The sequence below is a fragment of the Malacoplasma muris genome, assembly GCF_046774425.1.
GTDB lineage: Bacteria > Bacillota_I > Bacilli_A > Mycoplasmatales > Mycoplasmoidaceae > Malacoplasma > Malacoplasma muris.
In genome coordinates, this window is sequence record NZ_CP177248.1 from 493,423 (window position 1) to 517,803 (window position 24,381).

The following is a 24,381-nucleotide window of genomic DNA, read 5'->3' on the forward strand; positions in this document are numbered from 1 at the left end:
AATTTAGTGAAAATTCATAAATTACTTTATGATGTTTTAATAGTTTTTACCACAGAATAATTTATACTTGACATTACAAAATTTAAATAATAATTGATAAATGGAATTACAATATGAACATATTGATATAATAAGGTATTAATTATTATGAATAAAAAGAAAGTAAACATTGGATTTGATATTGGTATCACTTCAGTTGGTTGAGCAATTGTTGATGAAGATAACAATATCATTGATAGAGGTGTAAGACTTTTTAATGAATTAAAAGATCCAAAAGATGGTTCTTTAGAAAATGAGAACAGAAGATCTAAAAGAGCTTTGAGAAGACTTATACGTAGAAAAAGAAATAGAAAAGATGATTTTATAAAATTAGTTACTAATAAATATATTAGTATTTTTAAAGTTAATAAATATGATGAATTTGAAGAAACCAAAGCAAATTTTATCAAAAATATATTATTATCTGATGATAATAATGTTATGGATTTAATTCTTAAAGGATTAAATCAAGAGATTTTACCTAATAAGTTGTTAAGAGTTTTATATTACTATTTATCTCATAGAGGGTATTCTTATAAAACAATGGAAATGTTAGAAAAAGAAGATCATACATTTTCAATAATTCAAAATAATTCTGAATATTTAAAATTTGCAGATTGATTATTAAAAAATTCAAAGGTATCAAAAGATAATCTTGAACAAGAAGCAAGTAAATATAATTTTAAAAATGATTTTCAAAGAGTTGCAAGTTTTATAAAATCAGTAAAAAATTATAATAATGAAAAAGATTATTATGGATTGTTGCCAACACAAGTCCAAAAAAAATTATTTGAAAAGCATGAATATTTTAGAGGGAATGAAAAAAATACATCTTTTTCTACTCATGAATGATGAAAAGAAATAAACCAATTATTGTTAAAGCAATCATATATTAACAATGAATTTATAAAGGATTACGAAGAATTATTTTTTAGAAAAAGAAAATTTTCAGATGGTCCTGGAAGTGAAAAATCTCCAAGTGATTATGGTTTATTTAGAGTTAATAAAGATACTGGGAATATAGAAAAAGTTGCAAACAGATTATGAGATTTAACAATTGGGAAATGTTCTGTTTATCCTGATGAACCTAGAGCTGATAAAAAATCAGTATCTGCAGAATTATCAAATATCATTTCTCAATTAAACACACTTATTATCAAAGACAATAAGAGAACAATAGAAAAACTAACAGAAACTGAAAAAAAAGAAATTATTTTTTGAATAATTTCTAAAAACAAAAGTTTAGACTTAAAAATAATTTCAAACATTGTAAAATGTTTGCCTGAAAATATTTTTCATTATCCTACAAAAGCTAAAAAATCAAGCAATAAAGAAAATGATGATTGTAATTTTGATGAGATGTCAAATTCTAAAATATTATTTAAAGAACTTGGAAATTATTATAAATTAAATAGTTATGATGACTTTATAGAAAATTTAGAAAAATTAAATTCTATAGTACATGTTTTTGCATGTTATCCAGACCAACCAGATGAAATAAAAAACAATTTATTGGATAAAAAACTTGTTTCAGAAGAAATAGTTGATAATGTTGTAAGATCAAAAATTGATTCTCAGCAAACATCTTCAATGTCTTTAAAGGCTTTAAATGAATTTATCAAAGAAGAAATAGTTGATAAAGGTAAAACAGTAAATCAAAAATATAAATCTATTATTGATAAAAATGAGGCAGATAAATTTAATTTTGAAAAGTCTAATTCTAAGTATATTGATATAAATTGTATGAATAATGAAATTTTATCACCTACTACTAAATGTTCATTTAGAGAAACCTTAAAAGTATTTAATAAGATTATTAAAAAATACATTTATAATGGTCAATATTATTTAAAAAATATAGTTATGGAAATGCCAACTGAATGAAATACTGTAGACCAGAAAAAAAGAATTACAGATATTAAAAATGCTAATGAATCATTAATAAATAAGATTAAAGAAAATTATGGTTATGAAGCAAAAAATTCTAGTGATAAAATATTTAGAAAATTATCTTTGTTATTGAAACAAAATGGTAAAGACATATATACAAATGAATTTATTGATCCAAATAAAGTTATCCATGATGATAGATATTGTGATATTGACCATATAGTTCCTTATTCTATTTGTTATGACGATTCATGACATAATAAAGTTTTAACATTGACAGTAAATAATGCAGAAAAAGGTCAAAGAACTCCAAAACAATATTTGGGTAGTAAATTTCATATTATGGAAAAACACTGAAGAGATCTTTATTTAGATGGAGAATATAAAGATAAAAGAAAGTATGAAATGCTAACTATGGACTTAAGTTTAGATGAAAATTCTTTAGCTAGAAGGTCTATTGGTTTTATAGGTAGAAATTTAGCTGATACAAGATATGCTTGTAGATTAGTAAATCAAGCTTTTAGAGCATGATTAACTAACATTGATAATAAAGTTAAAAATTTAGGATATGCTAGTTTATGTCCAATAGGCGATGAAATCCATCTAATTAATATTAATGGTTCAACTAGCCAAAAATATAGGGGACATAAGTATTTAGATTTTAAAAAAGATAGAGAAATTGATCATTCTCACCATGCAATTGATGCTACTATTTGTGCAATTTTAGGTAATAGTAATACTGAAGTTGGCAAACTTGTTTGATACCAATATGTAAATCCTGAAACTCTAGAAGTATCAGCTAAAAGCAAATATTATAATGATAATGATTATAAAAAAATGTTTAAGTATGATAATGATATTGATTGAAATGATAAATTAAAAAATGATGTTAAAAATCATAAAGTTAAATTCTCTTTCAAATTACAAAAGAAAACTAATATGCAACTATGAGGAGATTCATTAATATCAGTTAGAAAAGATACTAATAGTGATAAATATATAGAATATAGTAAAGTTGAATTTCTAAAATTTGATAATATGAGTGATGTTCAAAAAGAGATGAACAATCTTATTGAATTATATGGAGATATTAATAACTCTAAATATCATGATAAAAAAATGTGAGAAGATATTTTAAAAGCATATTATGAAGGATTAAAATTAGCTGAAAGTAGTAAAGAATCTAGTAAACTAAATCCGTTCAGAGTATATATGGATAAATATTATGAGATACATGATATTGAAAAACCAAGTACATATACACATCTAATTTTAGAAAGAAATAATTATAAATATAAAGTTAAATCTATTAAAAAATATGGTGGCCTAACTAGTTTTTATCCTGTTAATAGTTTTCAATTAAATAGAATGAATAATAATTTATCATTTGGTGCAAAAACTAAATTAGAATGAAAAGAAATTAGATTATATAAGGATAAAAAAGGAAAATATAAAATTATTCCAATTCGTATTGATGTATTAGAAAATGATATAAAAAATATAAATTGTAGTAAATTAAATTTTTTATTAAGACTCAATAACATTGATATTGATTCAAGTTATTTTATAATTCATTATGGAACATTAATGCTAAATAAAACTGATAACAATGATTTAAGAAAAATAGTTGGTGGTAGTTTCAGTCAACATAAACTCGATATACAAGAAGTTTATAAAAAAGGTAAACAAAATAATGTTGCAATTTCAACAATTATGGCAAATTATAATTTCTGTACAGTAGATATTTTAGGAAATGTTTCAGTTATCAAAGAGAAAGATATATTTAAAAAAGAAGGATTGTAATTCCTTCTTTTTGTTTTAATAAATATACAATAAAAAAACTCACATTAAATGTGAGCAAGTACGGGATAAACCCTTGTTTTAAATGGTAGTAAACCTTAGTTATCTCTCTAATTATTTCAAATTAGTATTTCAACCATTTATTTTTCTTAGCAATTAAGGATTAATCACTTCCTCACTACTAAGTATTAATATCATAACACAGTATTAAGGAAAAAATAAAAAATATGGGCTGAAGAATAATTGAAATTAACAAAAATTGTTTTGTTAAATTATTTTTAAATAATTTAATAATTACAGGTGATACAAATATATCTATTCCTATTAATGATATTGATGTGCTTTTATTTTCAAACAATAGAATTAATGTTTCTATTAATTTATTAAATGAATTAGCATCTCAAAATATATGTGTATTTTTTTGTGATGAAAAATATTTACCTAATTCAATGTTATTTCCAATATTTGGAAATTTAAAAACTTTATCTATATTTGATAAACAATTAAATTGATCAAATGATTATAAAGGGCTAGTATGACAAAAAATTGTCTATCTTAAATGTAACAATCAATTTGAATATTTAAAGTATTTAAAACTTTTAGATGATAATCAAGAAATTGAAATTCAAAATTATATAAATCAAATACAACCATTTGATTCAACAAATAGAGAAGGGCATATAGCAAAAATATATTGGCACACTCTATTTGGAGTAGGTTTTAATAGACAAGATGATAATATTCAAATAAATAAATTACTAAATTATGGATACACAATATTAAATGGAATGGTAGCAAGAAGTATTATAAAAAAAGGTTTGGACACTAGAATTAGTTTATTCCATAAGTCAGTTTATAATCAATTTGCTTTATCAAGCGATCTAATTGAACCGTTTAGAAATGTTGTAGATATATTAGTGATTGAATTGTACAAAAGAGAAATAGTTAGCAAAAATAATGCACCTTTATCTATTGATATAAAAGAAATTTGTTTGGATTTTATAGCTAATTTTAAGTTAATGATTAATGGTTATTATCAACAATTAAATAATGCAATAGATGAATTTGTTGATTGTTTGGTAAATGAATCATTTGATAATTTAACAATAGAATATAGTTTTGAAGTTGATACTAATGCAGAATTTGATTATTTTAAAGATCAAGATAACATAGATTTAGATTAATATGTCAATTTATAAATATATGAGAATAATTGTTATGTATGATCTTCCAAATAATAATTATGAAGAAAGCAAAGAGTATCAACGTTTTAGAAAACTATTAATTAAAAATGGTTATATTATGATGCAGTTTAGTGTCTATAGCAAATGTTTAAACATTAAAAATAAATTTGAATCAGAAGTTAAAAAAATATCAAAATTTATTCCTACACAAGGAAATATTAGAGTATTGGCTGTAACTGAAAAACAATATCAAAATATTATTTATCTAAATGGAGAAAGTAACATTAATGAAAAAGTGAATGGAGAAGAAAGGTTTATAAAACTAAAGGATTAAAAATGAAAAATATATTGAGACTTAATCCCTTAATTATAAAAAAGGATGATGAATATAAAGATAAAACAACTAATACAAAATTAATATTAGAGAATATAAATAAATTAAATGCTGCAAAAAAACTAAATCTTAAATTTAATTTAGATTATTTAAGTTCTAGTTTTGAGTTTCATGGATTAAAAATAATAGTTTGTGATTATCCAGATTTATTTGTTAGAGATATATTAAATAACAATGAATCATATAGCAAAATATCTATTAATGATTCATTGGTAAGAAATAAGAATATATTCCATATACATTCATTTAGTAAAATAAATGATTTTATTAATAATAAAAGCAATGGAATATTGCACGAATATCTTAAGAGTAAAGATATAGAAAATAATAATAAAATGTTTGAAGAATTTATAGGTCAAAAATATTATGAATTAAAAGATGAATTTCTTGAAAATGTTACTGATATTAATTTAGAAAAAGCTAGTATATTGGATTACATAGATATTAATAAAGAATATGTAGATAATAAAACAATAATTAGTTTATTAAACATTATTAGAGGTTATGACAAAAATAAACAGCTAGTAATTGTTAATGATTACAATATAATTGATATTGATAATATCATTTGTAATTTCATTGATAACTTTAATTTTATTATAGTAACAAATGATCTTAATAAATGAATTAATGATTTTAAATACATAGAATGTATTGTTGTAATTAATAAATTTATAAATGATGAATTTAATATTGATTCATTAGAAATTTTAGATAAAAAAACTTTAATAAAATATTTAGAAAAAAGATTTAAATATAATAAAAATATAAATAAAAGTTTTTTAGAGAAACAAATAGAGTAAAATTATTTATGTAGATTTATTATTTGAATCTATATAAAAGATTAATCAACTTTTATTTAATAAGTAAAAATTGTTTTTTATACATTTTTACTAAAAAAATGTATATTATTTAAAGTTTTGATAGTTATAACTATGATTTATGCTCAAAAAATGCCAATTTGACACTTTAAATGAGTAGTAAATCTTAGTTATCTCTACCGAAACTTTTTCATTGATCACAAACACTAATACTTTAAATGAGTAGTAAATCTTAGTTATCTCTACCAACTTCTAATATTTGATCAAATGGATTGGTACTTTAAATGAGTAGTAAATCTTAGTTATCTCTACCAGTTTAAAAGATGGAGGTATTGGATGAAATACTTTAAATGAGTAGTAAATCTTAGTTATCTCTACCATAATTCTTTTCAATTAAAATATGACTTCAACTTTAAATGAGTAGTAAATCTTAGTTATCTCTACCTAGAGTGACATATTAATTAGAAGTAGAGACACTTTAAATGAGTAGTAAATCTTAGTTATCTCTACCAATTTCTTAATTCAATATTTAGGAATATTAACTTTAAATGAGTAGTAAATCTTAGTTATCTCTACCAATATAACTATGAAGTAGTTTATTTGCTACACTTTAAATGAGTAGTAAATCTTAGTTATCTCTACCCTTAAATCTGAATATGAACATCAGTCTAGAACTTTAAATGAGTAGTAAATCTTAGTTATCTCTACCTGCTTCATTGATGATTTTCTGGTTTCTCTTACTTTAAATGAGTAGTAAATCTTAGTTATCTCTACCTATTATTGAAATCACTTTCTACATTATCAAACTTTAAATGAGTAGTAAATCTTAGTTATCTCTACCTATTTTTCAAAATGAACAAGTTCATTATTTACTTTAAATGAGTAGTAAATCTTAGTTATCTCTACCGCTTTTTGTATCATATCCACAGGAGACTTTACTTTAAATGAGTAGTAAATCTTAGTTATCTCTACCTCCCACCGTGGGTCCCACAAGTTGATTATTACAAAAATCAAATTTTTTTAGCTGTTTTTACACGACATTATAAGGGAGTAAGTATAGCATTAAATAATCTTTTATTAAGATTAAAGAAAGAGATAAGTGAACTGCAACTGGAAATCAATAATTTTCCAGGTCCTAAAGTAGAATCATAATTTATAAAATTAATTGAATATTAAAAATAATAAAATTATCTAAATTAATAAGAATAATTTTATTATTTTTTATTTAATAAATTTGCTTAATTTTTGAATTGCTAAACACAACATCATAATTTGGTGACTATAATTTTCTTTATGTAAGGGAATCATAGATAAAAACAATAGAGATTCTATTAAATAGATTTTTTGCAATATATTTTTATTAATTAATTTTTCAAATAATTCTAGAAATAATTGTTTATTTATTTCCTGATCAAAAGAATAATTTATATTATTATCCTTTATTTCTACTTGATAATAATTATTAATAATTGAATCATATCCACTGATTGAATGTGATAATTTAGCTAATTCATATCATTGGTCACCATACAATCCTGGTTTACCAAAAGATCCTCTTGGATCTATAACATACATTTGATTGTTGTTGAATATAATATTGTTAAAACACAAATCTCCATGAATGATTCAAAATTTTCTATTAGATGAAATTACATTATAATCTATTAATGTTTTTTCTAATTTTGATAAATAATATTTAACAGATTTATATTTTACATTATTTATAGTTATTTCATAATTATAAAAATTGCTAAATTTTAAATCATCTTTAATTGTATCTCATCTATCAATTGTTTTTTTATAGTAAATATCATACAAATATTCTTTTATCTTATCTTTTTCAAGGTTGTCATTGTATTGTCTAGCTTTTGATAAAAAAGCAAATACTTGTTTGAAAAAATTTAGTGCATCTTTAGTTGTTAATTTATTTTTTAAATAAATTTGGTCAAAAGATTTTTGATTAATATATTCCATTGTAATAAAAGATAAATCATCATCTTTATTCTTGTCACTTATATATCATTTATCTATTTTTGGAATATAAGATTTCAAATCATCTGGTAAATTTACCATTCATTGTATTTCATCATGAAATTTACTGGTATAAGAAGATCTTTTTATTAACTTGTCTCCATGAATTTCTATTGTGTTAAAGTTTCTTGTAATAATGTTATTATTTTTATTAAATATTTGATATTCTCCATTTTTTGGAGTAACTGCAATTGTTTTAGAATCTATTTCACCATCAAGAAAATATTTTGATAATCTTACAACTCAAGAATGACTAACAATTAATACTTTTGAGAAATTTTTTTCAAATAATTCTGTATAAAATGGAATTATTCTTTTTTGATACATATCTTTGATTTTTTCTACTCCACTATTTAAATCAGTATTTAAATGCAAATCAGCAAGTTTTAATTTATCATTATCATCACAAGGTTTTCCTTCAAGTTCTCCAAAATCTCTTTCTATTAACCTATTGTCAATAATTAATTTGCTACCAGTTATTTCAGATATTTGTTTTGCTGTAATTAAACATCTTTTTAATGGTGAACTATATATTACATCAAATTTTATTTGTGATAATTCTTGCACAAGCTCTTTATTTCTATTTAGTCCTTCTAAAGATAATTCATTATCAGTTTTACAACCACATCATGAATTATTAATATTATTTTTAGTTTTACAGTGTCTTAAAATAAATATTTGCATAAATATTCTCTTTTCTAAAATATTTCTTTTATGTCAATTCAATCTTCCCTTTTAAATGTAGAGTTATAAGGTATAAAATTTATGTATCATAAAGTTAGATATGATAAACATCCCATTCATATACTTCCCGCATAAACATTAAAAATAATAATTAATCATTTTATATTTCATCATTCAGACAACAAAAATATTGGTAAATTAAAAGATAAAAGTATAACTGTTAAACCAAAAAGTGATATTCATCACTGTATTGGAACATTTTTAACTTTAAAAAATCTAGATTTACCAGATCCACCAAATTCAGAATATTTTCCTAAAAATAGTGATTTAAATCAATGTTGGGTAACTTTTATATTTGATGCAAAACCTCATAATATGAATATAAAAGGATAAAGAAAATAGTCTCAAAAATTGAAAATTTTTGATTTAAATATTATGAAATTTAGAATTGAATTTATAAATCATGTGATAATTCCAAATGACAATAGCACAATTAATGCTATTCAAAACAAAAGATTATTTTTAAAAGCATAATCTCAATAATTTGCTAACAACCAAACAACAAAACAAAAAGATGCTAAACTAGAAAATATAATTAAAGGTGTTATTAGTTGTGTAAAATATGTTCGATATCAACTAGAATATTTTTCATTATAGTTTTTTATTATTTTTTTTGTTCTAGTTTTTCATCATCTAACAATTCAATCATTTACTCTCATGATACGGTTAAAGTGTGCTTTTATATTAGTGTCAGCTTCAAAATAACAAGGTGTATTTGGTAACATCATACCAAACTTTGCATTTTCAACCATTTCAGCTTCAAGATATCAATCTTCTAAATTTCCTTTATCAAACATTTCTCCGTTGTTGCATTCTATTAAACTTTGTTTTGAAATAATACAAGATTGGCCAGCTAGTGGCGGAATATTTGTATTAACAAAACACCTTGGTAAAAGGGTTCACCAATATACAAATGTTTCAAGTAACCTTGTTGTGTTTGGATAAATTCCTTTAGACCTATAATTTATATTTAAAGGGGTTATGTAACTTATATTTTTTAATTGCTTAGAACAAAATAATTTAACTGAGTATTCAACAAAGTTTTTGTGAAACACTTCATCAGCATCTCCAATAACTAAATAATCATAATCTCCCTTATAATTTTTTAAAAAACTATTAATGTTATCTGCTTTGTTTTTAGAACCTTCTGGTCCTAACTGATATAAATTAATTTTATTTTTAGAACAAAAGTTTTTTATTTTTTTTCTTCATTCAGTATTATCTGATCCATCAGACACTCACATCTCAAAATTAGAATAAGTTTGTTGTTTATTTTGTAGTACTCTAGCTTCAATTAAATCATTATGACTAGTATATACATATAAAACTTTTGGTAATGTTTTAGGAAATTTTGTAGTATCTATTATTTCCTTGCACTCTTTTGCATACAAACGCATACATTTAATTTTGATAATCATTCCAATTATTAAATACACAAATCCTATAAATGTGCCTATTATTCCAAAAAATAATGTGTTTGTTAACAATTTCATTCAATGATTATTAATATCTAAATATCATTTGTCTGGTATTAATTTTATGATTTCAAATACATTTAGAATAAATATTATAGATAAAACTATAGATATTAATGTAGCACTAACTTTAGAAAAAATACTAAATGAATTATATATATACCTGGCCTTTGAATTAAACATTTTTATTCTCCATAATAAAATTTTGGTCAATGTTTATTATTTCATCAGGAGTGCCTAGTGGTATGAAATTACACAAAGGAATGTCTTTAATAATAATGTTTTGCTTATCATTAATAAGATATTGATAAATAGGCATGATATAAAGTTCTTTATATTTTTTTATAATTTCATTATTATATTTTTTTAAAACACTAAAGAAATCTTTAAATTTTTTAAAATAATATAAACCTATACTTGCATGATTGCTAATTCTTATTTTTTCACTCACTTCAATTACTACATTAGAATTTGGTAATGTTTTGGCAAAACTTCAATGATCACCTTCTGCTTTAGTTGTATAAATTATTCCATCTACAAATTGATTTATGTCTTCTTCTTTTATAAGTTTTGAAGCATCAAGAATACATGTGTCTATATTAAAAATTAATATTGAGTCATTATCATTTAAAAAACTTTTAGCACATAAAACAGTTTCTGCTTGTCCTCTAGTAATATTTTCTATATTGATAATTTTGTAATTATTAATTTTTTCATTTTTATTGTTTTTACAGTTTTGTATAATTTTTTCAATTTCTTTTTCATTCTTTAAATTTCTGAATATAAATATGAATTCATTGTTATAAAAATTTGTTAGTGTTAAAAGGCTATGTTCAAGAAGAGTTTTACCATTTACATTAATTAAATATTTTGGGATTTTTATTCCTTCTTTAACAAATCTTTTGCCTTGACCTGCAGCTGTTATTATTATTTTCATATACAACTCACTAAAAAAACACAACATTTTTATTAATTGTATAAGAAAAAGCTTTTTTTTTTTTTTTTTCGAACAAAAGTGATGTTTTTTTGCCTAAAATTGGCAAAAAATTACTGTTTTTTGTCATTTTTGATAAAAAATGATTCAAATTTATTTCTAATATTGCTCTATAAATTCATTATTTTATCTATTGTTTTTTATTGAAAAATTCATTCTTATTATTAAAAAATATCTTTTGTTTTAATTCAGTCTTCTCTTTTAAATGAAGAGTTATAAGGTATAAAATTTATGTATCATAATATCAAGTATGAAAAGACACCTAGTCATAGTGATCCTATGTAAACATTAAAAATAATAATCAGTAATCTAAATTTTTCTCAATCAGTTAATAAGAACATAGGCAGGTTAAATGAAAGTAAAATTAAAGAAAAAATAAAGAGTGAAATTCATCATTTATGTATTCCACTTTTTCCTTTGAAAAATCTTGATTTACCAGACCCACCAAATTGAGAGTACTTTCCTAAAAATAGTGAATTAAATCAATGAATACAAACTTTAATATTTGATGCAAATGATCATAATATAAATATTAAGGGGAATAATAGATTATCTCAAAAGTTAAATATTAGTTTTTTTGTTATAACAAAGTTTAGTGTAAGGTTTATTGTTAATAATATCAGACCTAACCCAACATTAGTACCAACTGATATTCAAAACAATGTATTGTTTTTAAAAGCATAGTCTCAATAATTGCTTATTAATCAAACAGTTATAGAAAATATGAATAGACTTAAAAATATAATAATAGGTGTTGTCAAATGTGTTAAATATGTTTGGTATCAATTTGAATACTTTTCACTATAATTTTTTATTATGCTTTTAGGTCTTATTTTTCACCATCTAATTCTTCAATCATTTATTCTCATTATTCTATTAAAGTGAGCTTTAACATTTACATCTGGTTCAAAATAACAAGGAGCATTTGGCAGCATTATACCATAGTTAATTTTTTCAACCATTTCTGATTCAAGATATCAGTCTTCTAAATTGCCATCATCAAATTTTTCTTCATGATTGCATTCTATTAAACTTTGTTTAGATATTAAACATGATTGTCCAGAAAGTGGAGGAATACTTGATTGAGTAAAACATCTAGCAAATAGAATTCAATAAAATATAAATGTTTCCAACAATCTAGTAGTGTTTGGATAAATTCCTTTTGATCTGTAATTTATATTTAAAGGAGCTATATAACTTAAGTTTTTTATCTTGTTTGATAAAAATATTTTTATTGAATACTCAACAAAATTTTCATGAAAAACTTCATCAGCATCTCCAATAAGTAAGTAATCATAATCACCTTTGTAGTTTTTTAAAAATTGGTTAATGTTATCAGATTTGTTCTTTGAAGCCTCTGATTCTAGTTGATATAGATTAATTTTGTTTTTAGTGCAAAAATCTTTTATTTTTTTTCTTCATTCTTTGTTACTTGATCCATCAGAAACTCATACTTCAAAATTTTTGTATGTTTGTTTCATATTTTGAAGGACTCTACTTTCTATTAAATCATTATGTGTTGTATAAATGTACAATACCTTTGGTAGATTTTTGGGCAGAACTGTACTGTCAATAATTTCTTTGCACTCATTTGCATATAATTTCATGCACTTTTTCTTTAAAATAATTTCAGATATTAAATATAGAAAACCTAATACTGATCAAATTGTTCCAAAAAATAATGTATTTGTTAATAATCTCATTCATGGATTATTAATATCCAAATATAAGCTTGAAGGTATTATTCTTGAAATTTCAAATATATTTAAGAAAAATAAAATAAGCCATGGCAATGATATTAATAAAGTGATTACTCTAAATATTATTTTAAAAAGATTATATAAATATCTTGCTTGTGAATTAAACATTTTGATCCTCCAATATGAAGATTTTGTTAAAATCTAAAATTCCATTTGGAGTTTTTAAAAGTAAAAAATGCCTAGTTGCAATTTCTTTTAAAAATATTTTTCACTGATATTTAGTATTTATAATTGCCTTCATGCTATACTCACCTAAAATTTTCAAAAATTTAATTTAATTCTATATGAAAAAGCTTTTTTTTTTTTTTGAAAAAAAGTGCCATTTTTTTGCCAAAAAATAGCAAAAAATTATCATTTTTGATAAAAAATACAGTAAAAATATTTTTTATTTTTACTCGTTTAAATAAAAATTTCTAAAATTTTTTATTCTTAATTTTCATAAATAAAATACAAATAATATTATTTGAATTAATTTATTAATATATGATGTTAAAATTCTATGATTTGATATTTTTTCATTAATAATCATAAAAAAAATTATAATATATACATGTATTTTAATAAGGAAATATAAATTAATAGGTGAATTGTTATGTTTGATAAATATTTTGATACATTTCTTTTTACAGAAGAAACAATTAAGAATCCTCAAATTTTAAATACAAATGAAGTATTATCTCAATTTAGTTATATTGATTTTGATAATATTTATATTGATGTTAATACAATATTAAATACTGATTTGTTAATTACTTGAGAAGAATTTTATGATAATATTCAATCATCAATAATGTTTGATTTTTTTAGATTTATAGATCAATTTAATATTCAATTTATATACAATGGTTATATTTTAAAAAGTGTTTTATTTTACATATTTAAAAATTTTAGTAAAAAAGGTATTCCTTTTAAAACTATGAGAAAACTTAGAGAATGAAAGTCAAATCAATTGGATTTAAACTTAGATTTTAGCAATGAGTTTGTAAAACATCATTTCAATACAATTGACATTGATGATTTAACTAATATATATCAAGACTTAAAAAGTGTTTATTCAAATTACAGTTATGATTATTCAATTGATGTTTTTTTTAGATATTTTCATCATTATTTTCAAACTGTTTTATCTAATAGAGATTTCTTATATATAACACGTCCAAATGATTTTGTTATTAGATATAATCTAACAAAAAAAATTAATAGAACTGTTAATATAAATGTTTCTATTTTATCTACAATAACTACAATGCTTACAACTGAATATTTAAATTATGCTTTTAATGAAAAAATAAAAGATAAAAAAGATACAGTATATTTAAGAAGAATTGATAGCATTTTAAGAAGACTTGAACTTGAAAATGATAGTTTTTATAAATGAACAAAATTTAGCAAAGAAGAAAAACTTGAACTTGCAATTAAAGCATATGATCAAAAGCGTAGAGACAATGAAATTGCAAAAATTAAGCGTCAAGAAAAATTTACTTCAAATAATACAAATAAATATCCAAAAGCAAGTTATGAATTAGAGTATGAATATGATTATGTTGAATTAGACTATGCTCAATTCAAACCCGATTATTCATTCAATAGACAAAGTAGTGAATTTTTTCCTTCTCTACTTGATTCTATTGAAACAACAAATAAAGAACATAAAGAGTTTAGATTTGATAGTGATGAATATGAACAATTTTTAAGAGGAAAAATATAATTTTAACTAGATAAATAATAAAGAAAAATAATTTTATTGTTAATATCTTATAATGTATCTAGTATATTAGGTTAGGAAACTGTTATGAACTATAAAAATATAATAATAAATGAACTTAAGAAAATGAATATGAAACTTGGTATTGCAGAATCTGTAACTGGTGGAATGATTACATCTGCTTTAGTTGATGTTCCAGGTGCATCAAATGTTTTAAAAGGCGGAGTTGTAAGTTATACTGGTGAAACAAAAAATAAACTTTTAGGTGTTGGATTGGACACTATTGATAAATATGGTGAAGTTAGTTCTCAAGTGGCAAAAGAAATGGCAATGGGAATTAGAAATAAGTTAAAAACTGACTTTTCTATTGCAGTCACAGGTGAAGCTGGACCTTTTGAAGATGGAAGAATAAAAACATGTTTAGTATATTTTTGTATTATTGTAGTTGATAAAGCTTACGAATATGAAATGACTACTCCAGATGAAGGAAGAATGTCAAATAGAATTACAATTGCATCAAAAGTTATTGAAGAATTATTTAAATTAATTTATAAATTAAAATCAGAAAACAAAGTTAAAAATACAGAATTTTAAAATCGAGTTTTAAAGATATTTTTATAATTTCAAGATTTTTTAACGTTTTTATATATGAAGGGTTGTTGCACTTCATATATTTTTATTTTCAAGGGTGAATGTGAAAAATAAAAAAATTGATTTAAATAAAAGTGAAACTCAATCTGGATCTTTTAATAAGAAGCAGCTAATAGATTTTATCAAATCAAGCAACACTTGCATTGGTAAAGATATTTTAGTTCAACATGAATATGTTGAAATTATTGATAGCAACAATAATATTCAAAAAGAATTGAATAGTAAATCAATATGTGGGACAATAGAAATAACTCAAGGAAAGCAAGAAATGAAAATAGATAAAACAGATTTAATTCTTCAAGAAATTAGAAACATTAATTTTGAAATTAGTAATATGAAAAATGATTTCAATGAATTCAAAGTTGAAGTAAAAGATGAATTGAAAACAATAAGGAATGACATTAAAGATATAAAAAACTGTCCAACAATTAAATCTGAATTAAATATTTCTAAATAAACTAACAAATTTTTATAATTTAAATATTTTTTAACGTTTTTATATATGAAGGGTTGTTGCACTTCATATATTTTTATTTTCAAGGAGTAAATGTGAAAAATAAAAAAATTGATCTAAATAAAAGTGAAACTCAATCTGGATTTTTTAATAAGAAGCAACTAATAGATTTTATTAAAGCAAGCAACACTTGCATTGGTAAAGATATTTTAGTTCAACACGAATATGTTGAAATTATTGATGGCAACAATAATATTCAAAAAGAATTGAATAGTAAATCAATCTGTGGGACAATAGAAATAACTCAAGGAAAGCAAAAAATGAAAATAGATAAAACAGATTTAATTCTTCAAGAAATTAGAAACATAAAAAATGATTTCAATGAATTTAAAGTTGAAGTAAAAGATGAATTGAAAACAATTAATAATGATTTTGATGAATTCAAAGTTGAAGTAAGAGAAGAATTCAAAAAAGTAAATTCAAGATTAGACAATGTTGAAAATGACATTAAAGATATAAAAAATTGTCCAACAATTAAATCTGAATTAAATATTTCTAAATAAACTAACAAATTTTTATAATTTCAAAAATTTTTAACGTTTTTATATATGAAGGGGTTGTTGCACTTCATATATTTTTTATTTTCAAGGAGTAAATGTGAAAAATAAAAGAATTGATCTAAATAAAAATGAAACTCAATCTGGATCTTTTAATAAAAAACAGCTAATAGATTTTATTAAAGCAAGCAACACTTGCATTGGCAAAGATATTTTAGTTAAACATGAATATGTTGAAATTATTGACAACAATAATAATATTCAAAAAGAATTGAATAGTAAATCAATCTGTGGGACAATAGAAATAACTCAAGGAAAGCAAAAAATGAAAATAGATAAAACAGATTTAATTCTTCAAGAAATTAGAAACATAAAAAATGATTTCAATGAATTTAAAGTTGAAGTGAAAGATGAATTGAAAACAATTAATAATGATTTTAATGAATTCAAAGTTGAAGTAAGAGAAGAATTCAAAAAAGTAAATTCAAGATTAGACAATGTTGAATGAGAAGTTAAACAAATTAATTTGAGATTGGATACTGTTGAAAATGACATTAAAGATATAAAAAATTGTCCAACAATTAAATCTGAATTAAATATTTCTAAATAAACTAACAAATTTTTATAATTTCAAAAATTTTTAACGTTTTTATATATGAAGGGGTTGTTGCACTTCATATATTTTTTATTTTCAAGGAGTAAATGTGAAAAATAAAAGAATTGATCTAAATAAAAATGAAACTCAATCTGGATCTTTTAATAAAAAACAGCTAATAGATTTTATTAAAGCAAGCAACACTTGCATTGGCAAAGATATTTTAGTTAAACATGAATATGTTGAAATTATTGACAACAATAATAATATTCAAAAAGAATTGAATAGTAAATCAATCTGTGGGACAATAAAAATAACTCAAGGAAAACAAGAAATGAAAATAGAGAAAACAGATTTAATTCTTCAGGAAATTAAAAACATAAAAAATGATTTCAATGAATTTAAAGTTGAAGTAAAAGATGAATTGAAAACAATTAATAATGATTTTAATGAATTCAAAGTTGAAATCAAAGAAGAGTTGAAAACAATAAAGAATGATATTAAAGATATAAAAAATTGTCCAACAATTAAATCTGAATTAAATATTTCTAAATAAAATTGCAAATTTTTTATATTTTTTAATTTTTTTTACGTTTTTATATATGGAGGGTATTTGAAATTATGGAAACAATAGAAACAAAACTTTTTAATGAAACTGTAAAAGATATTGAAAAAAAATATGGAAAAGGTTCAATAACTACAGCTAATATAGATCAAGTTGATGTTTTATCAACGGGAAGCATTTCTTTAGATGCTGCATTAGGTATTAAAGGGTTCCCAAGAGGTAGAATTATTGAGATATATGGAAATGAATCTAGTGGTAAAACAACTATAGCACTACAAGCTGTAGCAAAATGTTTAGAGGAAAATAAAAAGGCAGCATATATAGATGCTGAAAATTCACTAGATATTAATTATTTGATTTCAATGGGCATTGATCCTGAAAAATTGTTATTAGCACGTCCAGAATCTGGAGAACAAGCATTTAATATTATAGATGCTTTAATAAAAACAAAACTTATAGATTTAATTGTGGTTGATAGTGTAGCTGCTTTAATTCCCGAATCAGAACTAAATGGTGATGTTTCAGATCAAAATATAGGGGCTCATGCTAGATTAATGTCAAAAGGTTTAAGAATGATACAAAGTTCAATTAGTAAATCAAATGTTTGTATTATTTTTATTAATCAGTTAAGAGAAAAAGTGGGGATTATGTTTGGTAATCCTGAAGTCACAACAGGAGGTAGAGCATTAAAATTTTTTAGTTCAATAAGACTTGATGTTAGAAAAAGTGAATTATTAAAAAATGGCAATGATGCTATTGGTATAAAAACAAAAGTAACAGTAGTTAAAAATAAATTAGCTCCTCCTTTAAAGCATTGTTTCATTGACATATTTTTTGGCAAAGGATATGATTTCAAAAATGAAATAATAAATTTTGCTATAGATTATGAAATTATTAAAAAATCAGGAAGTTGATTTTATTTTGATGATAAAAAAATATGTCAAGGAAGGAATGCTTTGGATGCTGAAATAGCAAATAATGAGGAGTTATATCAAAAAATAAAAGATTTAGTTTTAGAAAAAATTAATTAAAAATAAACCCTTAAATAAAAAGGGTTTATTTTTATTTGTAAAAATATTAATTATTTTTAAGATAAATTTATCTATTGTAATATACTCAAATATGTGAATATTTTTTAAGAAGGAGAAAGAGTATGAATAATAAATTACATGGTTTAGCCTATATAAATAATAAATTTATTGATACTGACAAAAAAATTTCTATAAATTCAGCAATTGATGGAACAGAAATTGGAAGTATTAGTGCTTTAAACAAAGAGCAAATAGATTTTGCTTTTGAAAGTGCTCATAAGGCATTTTATAAGTGATCATTTTTAAATTTTGATCAAAGAATAGAATATATTTTAAAATTTGCAGAATTTTTTTTAGAAGATAAAGAAGTCATTGCAAATTTAATTACAAAAGAAATTGGTAAATCTTATCCAGATGCTTTAACTGAAGTCATTAGATCATATGAATATATTATTGCTACAGTTGAAATGTATAAAAAAGAATTGGTAAATCCAATAATTTATGATGATTCAATTCATGGAATTAAAAATAAGATAGGTAAGTTTTATCATGTTCCAATTGGAGTTGTTTTAGCTATATCGCCCTTTAATTATCCAATAAATCTATCAATAGCTAAAATTATTCCAACATTATTAGTTGGTAATACTATTGTATTTAAACCAGCAACATATGGTTCATTGGTTTGTAGTTTAATAGCCAAATATTTTGATAAAGCCAATTTTCCAGAAGGTGTATTTAATTTAGTTATGGGAAAAGGTAGTGAAATTGGTGATTATATTTTGACTAATAGAAGAATCGAAGGAGTTACTTTTACTGGAAGCACAGATATTGGTAAAAAAATAGCTAAAGCATTACCTGCTAAAAATATTGTTCTAGAGCTTGGTGGTAAAGATGCTGCAATTGTTTTAGATGATATTGATATTAAAAAAGTTGCAAAAGAAATTGTTAAAGGTGCATTCAATTTTTCAGGTCAAAGATGTACAGCTATTAAAAGAGTTATAGTGTTAGATTCAATAGCTGATAATTTAGTTGAAGAATTAAAAAATAATGTACTTGATTTAAAAATTGGAAATCCATTTGATGGAGTAGATATCATTCCTTTAATTGATAACAAATCATTAAATTATGTTTTAGATTTAATTAATGATGCAATTGCTCACAATGCAAATGTTATAACAGGTAATAAAGTTGTTGGTTATAACTTATTAGAACCAACTTTAGTTGATAATGTTTCAACTAAATCAAGATTGGCTTGAGAAGAACCTTTTGGACCTGTGCTGCCTGTCATTAGAGTAAAAACTATCCAAGAAGCAATAAGTATAACTAATGCATCAAATTTTGGATTGCAAGCAAGTATATTTACAAATAATATAGAGAAAGCAAAACTAATTGCAAGATATTTGAATGTTGGGACAATTAATATAAATAAATCTCCATCTAGAGGGCCAGATATTTTCCCATTTATTGGTGTTAAAGATTCAGGTTTTGGTGTTCAAGGAATAGTTGATTCTCTTAAGGCAATGACCAGAATTAAAGGAATTGTTGAAAATAATTAGAAATTATAATTAAAAATCTATAACAATATTGGTTATAGATTTTTTTAACTTGGTAATTAAACTAATGCATTTTAACTTATTATTAATATGTAATAAAAATAAATTTTGAATTTTTTCAAAGATAAAAGAGGATTTTATGAAGCAATTAAAAGGTATTGGTGCAAGTTCTGGAATAAATTATGCAAAAGCATTCATAATAGAACCGCCTATATTTCAGATTTTAGAAGACAAAATAAAAGATATAGATTTTGAAATAAAAAAAGTTAATGAATCAATAAAAAGTACAATCTCGCAACTGGAAGTTATAAAAAATATTGCATTTGAAAGATTGGGAGAGGATAAAGCATCTATTTTTGATGCTCACATTCAAATTGCACAAGATCCTGAAATTAAATCACAAATAGAAGAATTAATTAAAATAGAGAACTATAATTCAGCATCAGCAACTAATTTAGTTTTTAATAATATGTCAGAAATGTTTTCTAGTATGGACGATGCATATTTTAAAGAAAGAGCAAGTGATGTAATAGATGTAAAAAATAGAATGCTTTCTAATTTGTTAAATATTAAATTACCAGATATTATGTCAATTAATTCTGATGTTATTATTGTAGCTCATGATTTATCTCCATCAGAAACTGCAATGTTGAATAAAAAATTTGTTAAAGGATTTGTTACAAATATTGGAGGAAGAACAAGTCATGCAGCAATTATGGCAAGAACTATGGAAATACCTGCTGTTCTTGGTTTGAACAACATAACTGATATCGTAAAAAATGATCAAATTGTTGCAATAGATGGAAGTGCTGGAATAGTAGAAATTAATCCAAACAATATTAAAGAATGAGAAGATAGAAAAAGAATTTTTGAAAAAGAAAAAATTGAACTAAAAAAGTATGTAGATAAAAAAGCTACTACTTTAGATAATCATACAGTATTAGTAGAAGCTAACATTGGAAAACCAAGTGATTCAGATAATTTGAATCAATATGGAGCAGATGGTGTTGGTTTATATAGAAGTGAATTTTTATATATGGAAGCATCTAATTGACCCGATATAGATAATCAATTCAATGCATATAAATATGTCTTAGAAAAACAACCAAATAATTTAGTTATTGTAAGAACTTTGGATATTGGAGGAGATAAAAAATTACCATATTATACTTTTGAACATGAAGATAACCCATTTTTAGGATATAGAGCAATAAGATTAACATTAGATAAGGTTGATATTTTCAAAACTCAATTAAAAGCATTATTGAAAGCTAGTAAATATGGTAAGCTTGGTATTATGTTTCCAATGATTTGTACAATTGATGAATTATTAAAAGCAAAAGAAATTTTAGAAAAATGTAAGAATGAATTAGAAACTGAAAAAATAGAATTTTCTAAAGATATTAAAGTTGGAATGATGATAGAAATTCCATCAGCTGCTTTAATTGCTGATAAATTTGCAAAATATGTAGATTTTTTTTCAATTGGAACAAATGATTTAATTCAATATACTTTTGCTGTTGACAGAATGTCGCCAAAAATTTCTCATCTTTATCAACCAAATAATCCATCATTATTAAAAGCTATTGAATTAACAATTTTAGGAGCAAAAAAACACAATGTTAGTGTTGCAATGTGTGGTGAAATGGCTGGAGATATTATGTCTATTCCAATTTTATTAGGTCTTGGAGAAAAAGGACTTGATGCATTTAGTATGAGTTCATCATCTATTTTAAGAGCAAAAAAATTAATTTGTAATTTAAAACATAAAGAATGTATTGAGCTTGCAAAAAAGGCATTGGAATTAGAAACAGCACAGCAAGTTAATGATTTAGTGTCAAATTTTTTAAAATCAAAAAAATTAATTTAAATTTCACAAAATATTGAATTATTTATTATTCAATATTTTTTATTTTTGTATATAAAAATAAATTTCAACAAAACAGATAAAGTAGTATTATTGTTCATTTAAAATAAAAACTCTTTGCATTAGTCTTTATATTGTTTTTTTGAAATATTTTTTTGATCTTATTGACTTTCTTTAATTAAAAAAATAATTTTTTTAAATTTTTTTGATGAAAAAAATCGACTTAGAAAATAAAACTATTATTACGCAATTATTGTCTATTTTTTAGTCTTATTTTTTACCTAATTTCATATATAATTATTAAAGATTTGACACTAGTTTTGTTATAGGATTCATTTTGTTATAAATAATAATTAAGGAGCATTTATGGCAAGTTATAAAGAGAGTGATATTAAAGTTTTAGAAGGACTTGAACCTGTTAGGAAAAGACCTGGAATGTATATTGGTTCAACAGATCAAAGAGGTTTACATCATTTAATATGAGAATTATTTGATAATTCTGTTGATGAAGTTTTAGCAGGGTATGCTTCAACAATCAAATTAACACTTCATAAAGATGGTTCATTCACTGTTGAAGATAATGGTAGAGGTATACCTATTGGGATACATCCTAAAACTAAAATGTCAACTGTTGATACTGTTTTTACAAGCCTTCATTCTGGTGGTAAATTTGATGAAAATGCATATGGTGTTTCTGGTGGTTTACATGGTGTTGGTAGTTCAGTTGTTAATGCTTTAAGTTCTTGAATGATTGTTGAAGTTAAAAGAGAAGGCAAAGTTTTTCAATCCAAGTATAATGATGGAGGAAAGATTAAACAAAAATCAACAGTAATTGGAACAACAAATAAAACAGGTACAAAAGTTACTTTTTATCCTGATAAATCTATTTTTAAAAATATTAATTTTAATGCAAGTCTGATAATTGAAAGAGTAAAAGAAACTTCATTTTTATTTAAAGGAATAAAAATTATTTTTGAAAATGAAGTAACAAAAACAGCAGAAGAATTTCATGCTGAAAATGGTCTTATTGAATTTGTAAATTTTATTAATTCTAATGCAACACCTATATCACAAGTTGTTTATATTGAGGGCAAAGATGCAGGTATAGAAGTTGAGGTTGCTTTTCAATATAATGATACTAACTCTGAAACTTTTGTTTCCTTTGCAAATTCTGTAAAAACTAAAGAAGGTGGATCACATGAAACTGGATTCAAAACTGCTCTTACAGAAACATTAAATGATTATGCTAGAAAATGAAAATTATTAAAAGAAAAAGAAAAGAATTTTGAAGGTAGTGATTTTAGAGAAGGTTTAGTTTGTGTTATTTCAGTTAAAGTTCCAGAAAGATTAATTTCATATGAAGGACAAACTAAAAATAAATTATTTACTCAAGAAGCTTATACTGTTGTTAGAACAATTGTTAAAACAAAATTTACTTATTGGCTTGAAGAAAATAAAAAAGATGCAAAAGATATTATAGAGAAAGCCTACTTATCAAGAGAAGCAAGAGAAGCAGCTAGAAAAGCACGTGAAGAAGTCAAACAATTAAAGGGGCAAAAAAAAGAGAGAATCCTTTCTGGAAAATTAACTCCTTGTCAGTCAAAAGATAATATTAATACTGAATTATTTTTAGTTGAGGGTGATTCAGCAGGTGGTTCTGCAAAACTTGGTAGAGATAGAAAATATCAAGCTATTCTTCCTTTAAAAGGTAAGGTTATTAATGTTGAAAAAGCACAACTAAAAGATTTATTAAAAAATGAAGAAATTGGAACCATTATTTCATGTATTGGCGCAAGCATAGGAAGTGATTTTGATATTAATAAATCAAATTATGGAAAAATAATTATTATGACAGATGCTGATACAGATGGAGCTCACATAAGAATTTTGTTATTAACTTTTTTTTACAGATATATGAGACCTTTAATTGAAAATGGAAAAGTTTATATAGCATTGCCTCCTTTATATAAATTTACTAACACTAAAAGTAAAAAATTCTATTATGTTTGAGAAGATTATGAGTTAGAAGAATTAAAAAAAGAAAATTCATCATATGAAATTCAAAGATATAAAGGATTGGGTGAAATGAATGCAGAACAATTATGAGAAACTACAATGGATCCTGAAAATAGACAGTTGATACAAGTGTCTATTGAAGATGCTGCTCTTACTGAACGTAGAGTTTCAATTTTGATGGGTGAAGATTCAAGCAAAAGAAAAGAATGAATTACAGATAATGTAGATTTTGAATTAGAAAATTAAATGGAAGGA

General features: G+C 23.1%; 19 protein-coding genes and 1 CRISPR repeat array. Of the genes, 14 read left to right on the top strand and 5 right to left on the bottom strand.

Annotated elements, in window-relative coordinates; genetic code table 4:
- The first annotated feature begins 147 nt into the window (after window positions 1-147).
- The 4 genes from cas9 (at window position 148) to ACLFO7_RS01980 (ending at window position 6,110) form a co-directional block, all read left to right on the top strand.
- Window positions 148-3,732 (top strand): type II CRISPR RNA-guided endonuclease Cas9, encoded by a 3,585-nt coding sequence (gene cas9, locus ACLFO7_RS01965; RefSeq protein WP_412032678.1) that lies wholly within the window; start codon window positions 148-150, stop codon window positions 3,730-3,732.
- A gap of 224 nt (window positions 3,733-3,956) precedes the next feature.
- Window positions 3,957-4,913 (top strand): type II CRISPR-associated endonuclease Cas1, encoded by a 957-nt coding sequence (cas1, locus tag ACLFO7_RS01970; RefSeq protein ID WP_412032679.1) that lies wholly within the window; start codon window positions 3,957-3,959, stop codon window positions 4,911-4,913.
- 1 nt (window position 4,914) lies between these two features.
- Complete coding sequence (gene cas2, locus ACLFO7_RS01975) at window positions 4,915-5,247, top strand: CRISPR-associated endonuclease Cas2 (protein WP_412032680.1); 333 nt, start codon at window positions 4,915-4,917, stop codon at window positions 5,245-5,247.
- Window positions 5,248-5,249: 2 nt separating this feature from the next.
- On the top strand, window positions 5,250-6,110 hold the full coding sequence (locus ACLFO7_RS01980) for a hypothetical protein (RefSeq protein WP_412032681.1): 861 nt from the start codon (window positions 5,250-5,252) through the stop codon (window positions 6,108-6,110).
- A gap of 163 nt (window positions 6,111-6,273) precedes the next feature.
- Window positions 6,274-7,101: direct repeats of the CRISPR family, unit length 36 nt; unit sequence ACTTTAAATGAGTAGTAAATCTTAGTTATCTCTACC.
- A gap of 248 nt (window positions 7,102-7,349) precedes the next feature.
- Here ACLFO7_RS01980 and ACLFO7_RS01985 read toward each other — a convergent pair.
- The 5 genes from ACLFO7_RS01985 to ACLFO7_RS02005 form a co-directional block, all read right to left on the bottom strand.
- Window positions 7,350-8,843, bottom strand: coding sequence for a histidine phosphatase family protein (locus ACLFO7_RS01985; RefSeq protein ID WP_412032682.1), 1,494 nt, complete (start codon window positions 8,841-8,843; stop codon window positions 7,350-7,352).
- Window positions 8,844-8,857: 14 nt separating this feature from the next.
- A complete protein-coding gene (locus tag ACLFO7_RS01990) occupies window positions 8,858-10,561 on the bottom strand; it encodes a glycosyltransferase (protein WP_412032683.1) in 1,704 nt (567 codons plus the stop codon).
- Window positions 10,554-11,315, bottom strand: a complete 762-nt coding sequence (locus ACLFO7_RS01995; RefSeq protein WP_412032684.1) for a sugar phosphate nucleotidyltransferase — start codon at window positions 11,313-11,315, stop codon at window positions 10,554-10,556. The genes ACLFO7_RS01990 and ACLFO7_RS01995 overlap by 8 nt, the downstream gene beginning before the upstream one ends.
- A 221-nt stretch (window positions 11,316-11,536) precedes the next feature.
- Entirely contained in the window at window positions 11,537-13,240 is a 1,704-nt protein-coding gene (locus tag ACLFO7_RS02000; RefSeq protein WP_412032685.1) for a glycosyltransferase, read from the bottom strand.
- Window positions 13,233-13,373: a hypothetical protein gene (locus tag ACLFO7_RS02005; RefSeq protein ID WP_412032686.1), complete on the bottom strand. Its 141-nt coding sequence runs from the start codon at window positions 13,371-13,373 to the stop codon at window positions 13,233-13,235. The genes ACLFO7_RS02000 and ACLFO7_RS02005 overlap by 8 nt, the downstream gene beginning before the upstream one ends.
- A 351-nt stretch (window positions 13,374-13,724) precedes the next feature.
- On the opposite strand from ACLFO7_RS02005, the gene ACLFO7_RS02010 reads away from it, so the two are divergent.
- The 10 genes from ACLFO7_RS02010 (at window position 13,725) to parE (ending at window position 24,372) form a co-directional block, all read left to right on the top strand.
- Window positions 13,725-14,840 (top strand): hypothetical protein, encoded by a 1,116-nt coding sequence (locus ACLFO7_RS02010; RefSeq protein WP_412032687.1) that lies wholly within the window; start codon window positions 13,725-13,727, stop codon window positions 14,838-14,840.
- An 84-nt stretch (window positions 14,841-14,924) separates the two neighbouring features.
- Complete coding sequence (locus tag ACLFO7_RS02015) at window positions 14,925-15,431, top strand: CinA family protein (RefSeq protein ID WP_412032688.1); 507 nt, start codon at window positions 14,925-14,927, stop codon at window positions 15,429-15,431.
- A 100-nt stretch (window positions 15,432-15,531) separates the two neighbouring features.
- On the top strand, window positions 15,532-15,945 hold the full coding sequence (locus ACLFO7_RS02020) for a hypothetical protein (protein ID WP_412032689.1): 414 nt from the start codon (window positions 15,532-15,534) through the stop codon (window positions 15,943-15,945).
- Window positions 15,946-16,037: 92 nt separating this feature from the next.
- Window positions 16,038-16,505 (top strand): hypothetical protein, encoded by a 468-nt coding sequence (locus tag ACLFO7_RS02025; protein ID WP_412032690.1) that lies wholly within the window; start codon window positions 16,038-16,040, stop codon window positions 16,503-16,505.
- Window positions 16,506-16,599: 94 nt separating this feature from the next.
- Window positions 16,600-17,109, top strand: coding sequence for a hypothetical protein (locus tag ACLFO7_RS02030; RefSeq protein WP_412032691.1), 510 nt, complete (start codon window positions 16,600-16,602; stop codon window positions 17,107-17,109).
- Between the two features lie 94 nt (window positions 17,110-17,203).
- A complete protein-coding gene (locus ACLFO7_RS02035; RefSeq protein ID WP_412032692.1) occupies window positions 17,204-17,650 on the top strand; it encodes a hypothetical protein in 447 nt (148 codons plus the stop codon).
- Window positions 17,651-17,715: 65 nt separating this feature from the next.
- On the top strand, window positions 17,716-18,690 hold the full coding sequence (recA, locus tag ACLFO7_RS02040) for a recombinase RecA (protein ID WP_412032693.1): 975 nt from the start codon (window positions 17,716-17,718) through the stop codon (window positions 18,688-18,690).
- 122 nt (window positions 18,691-18,812) lie between these two features.
- Window positions 18,813-20,246, top strand: a complete 1,434-nt coding sequence (locus ACLFO7_RS02045; RefSeq protein WP_412032694.1) for an NADP-dependent glyceraldehyde-3-phosphate dehydrogenase — start codon at window positions 18,813-18,815, stop codon at window positions 20,244-20,246.
- A gap of 136 nt (window positions 20,247-20,382) precedes the next feature.
- Window positions 20,383-22,113 carry a phosphoenolpyruvate--protein phosphotransferase gene (ptsP, locus tag ACLFO7_RS02050; RefSeq protein ID WP_412032695.1) on the top strand — a complete coding sequence of 577 codons (1,731 nt, stop codon included), beginning with the start codon at window positions 20,383-20,385 and terminating at the stop codon, window positions 22,111-22,113.
- 363 nt (window positions 22,114-22,476) lie between these two features.
- A complete protein-coding gene (gene parE / locus ACLFO7_RS02055) occupies window positions 22,477-24,372 on the top strand; it encodes a DNA topoisomerase IV subunit B (protein WP_412032696.1) in 1,896 nt (631 codons plus the stop codon).
- Window positions 24,373-24,381: the final 9 nt, after the last annotated feature.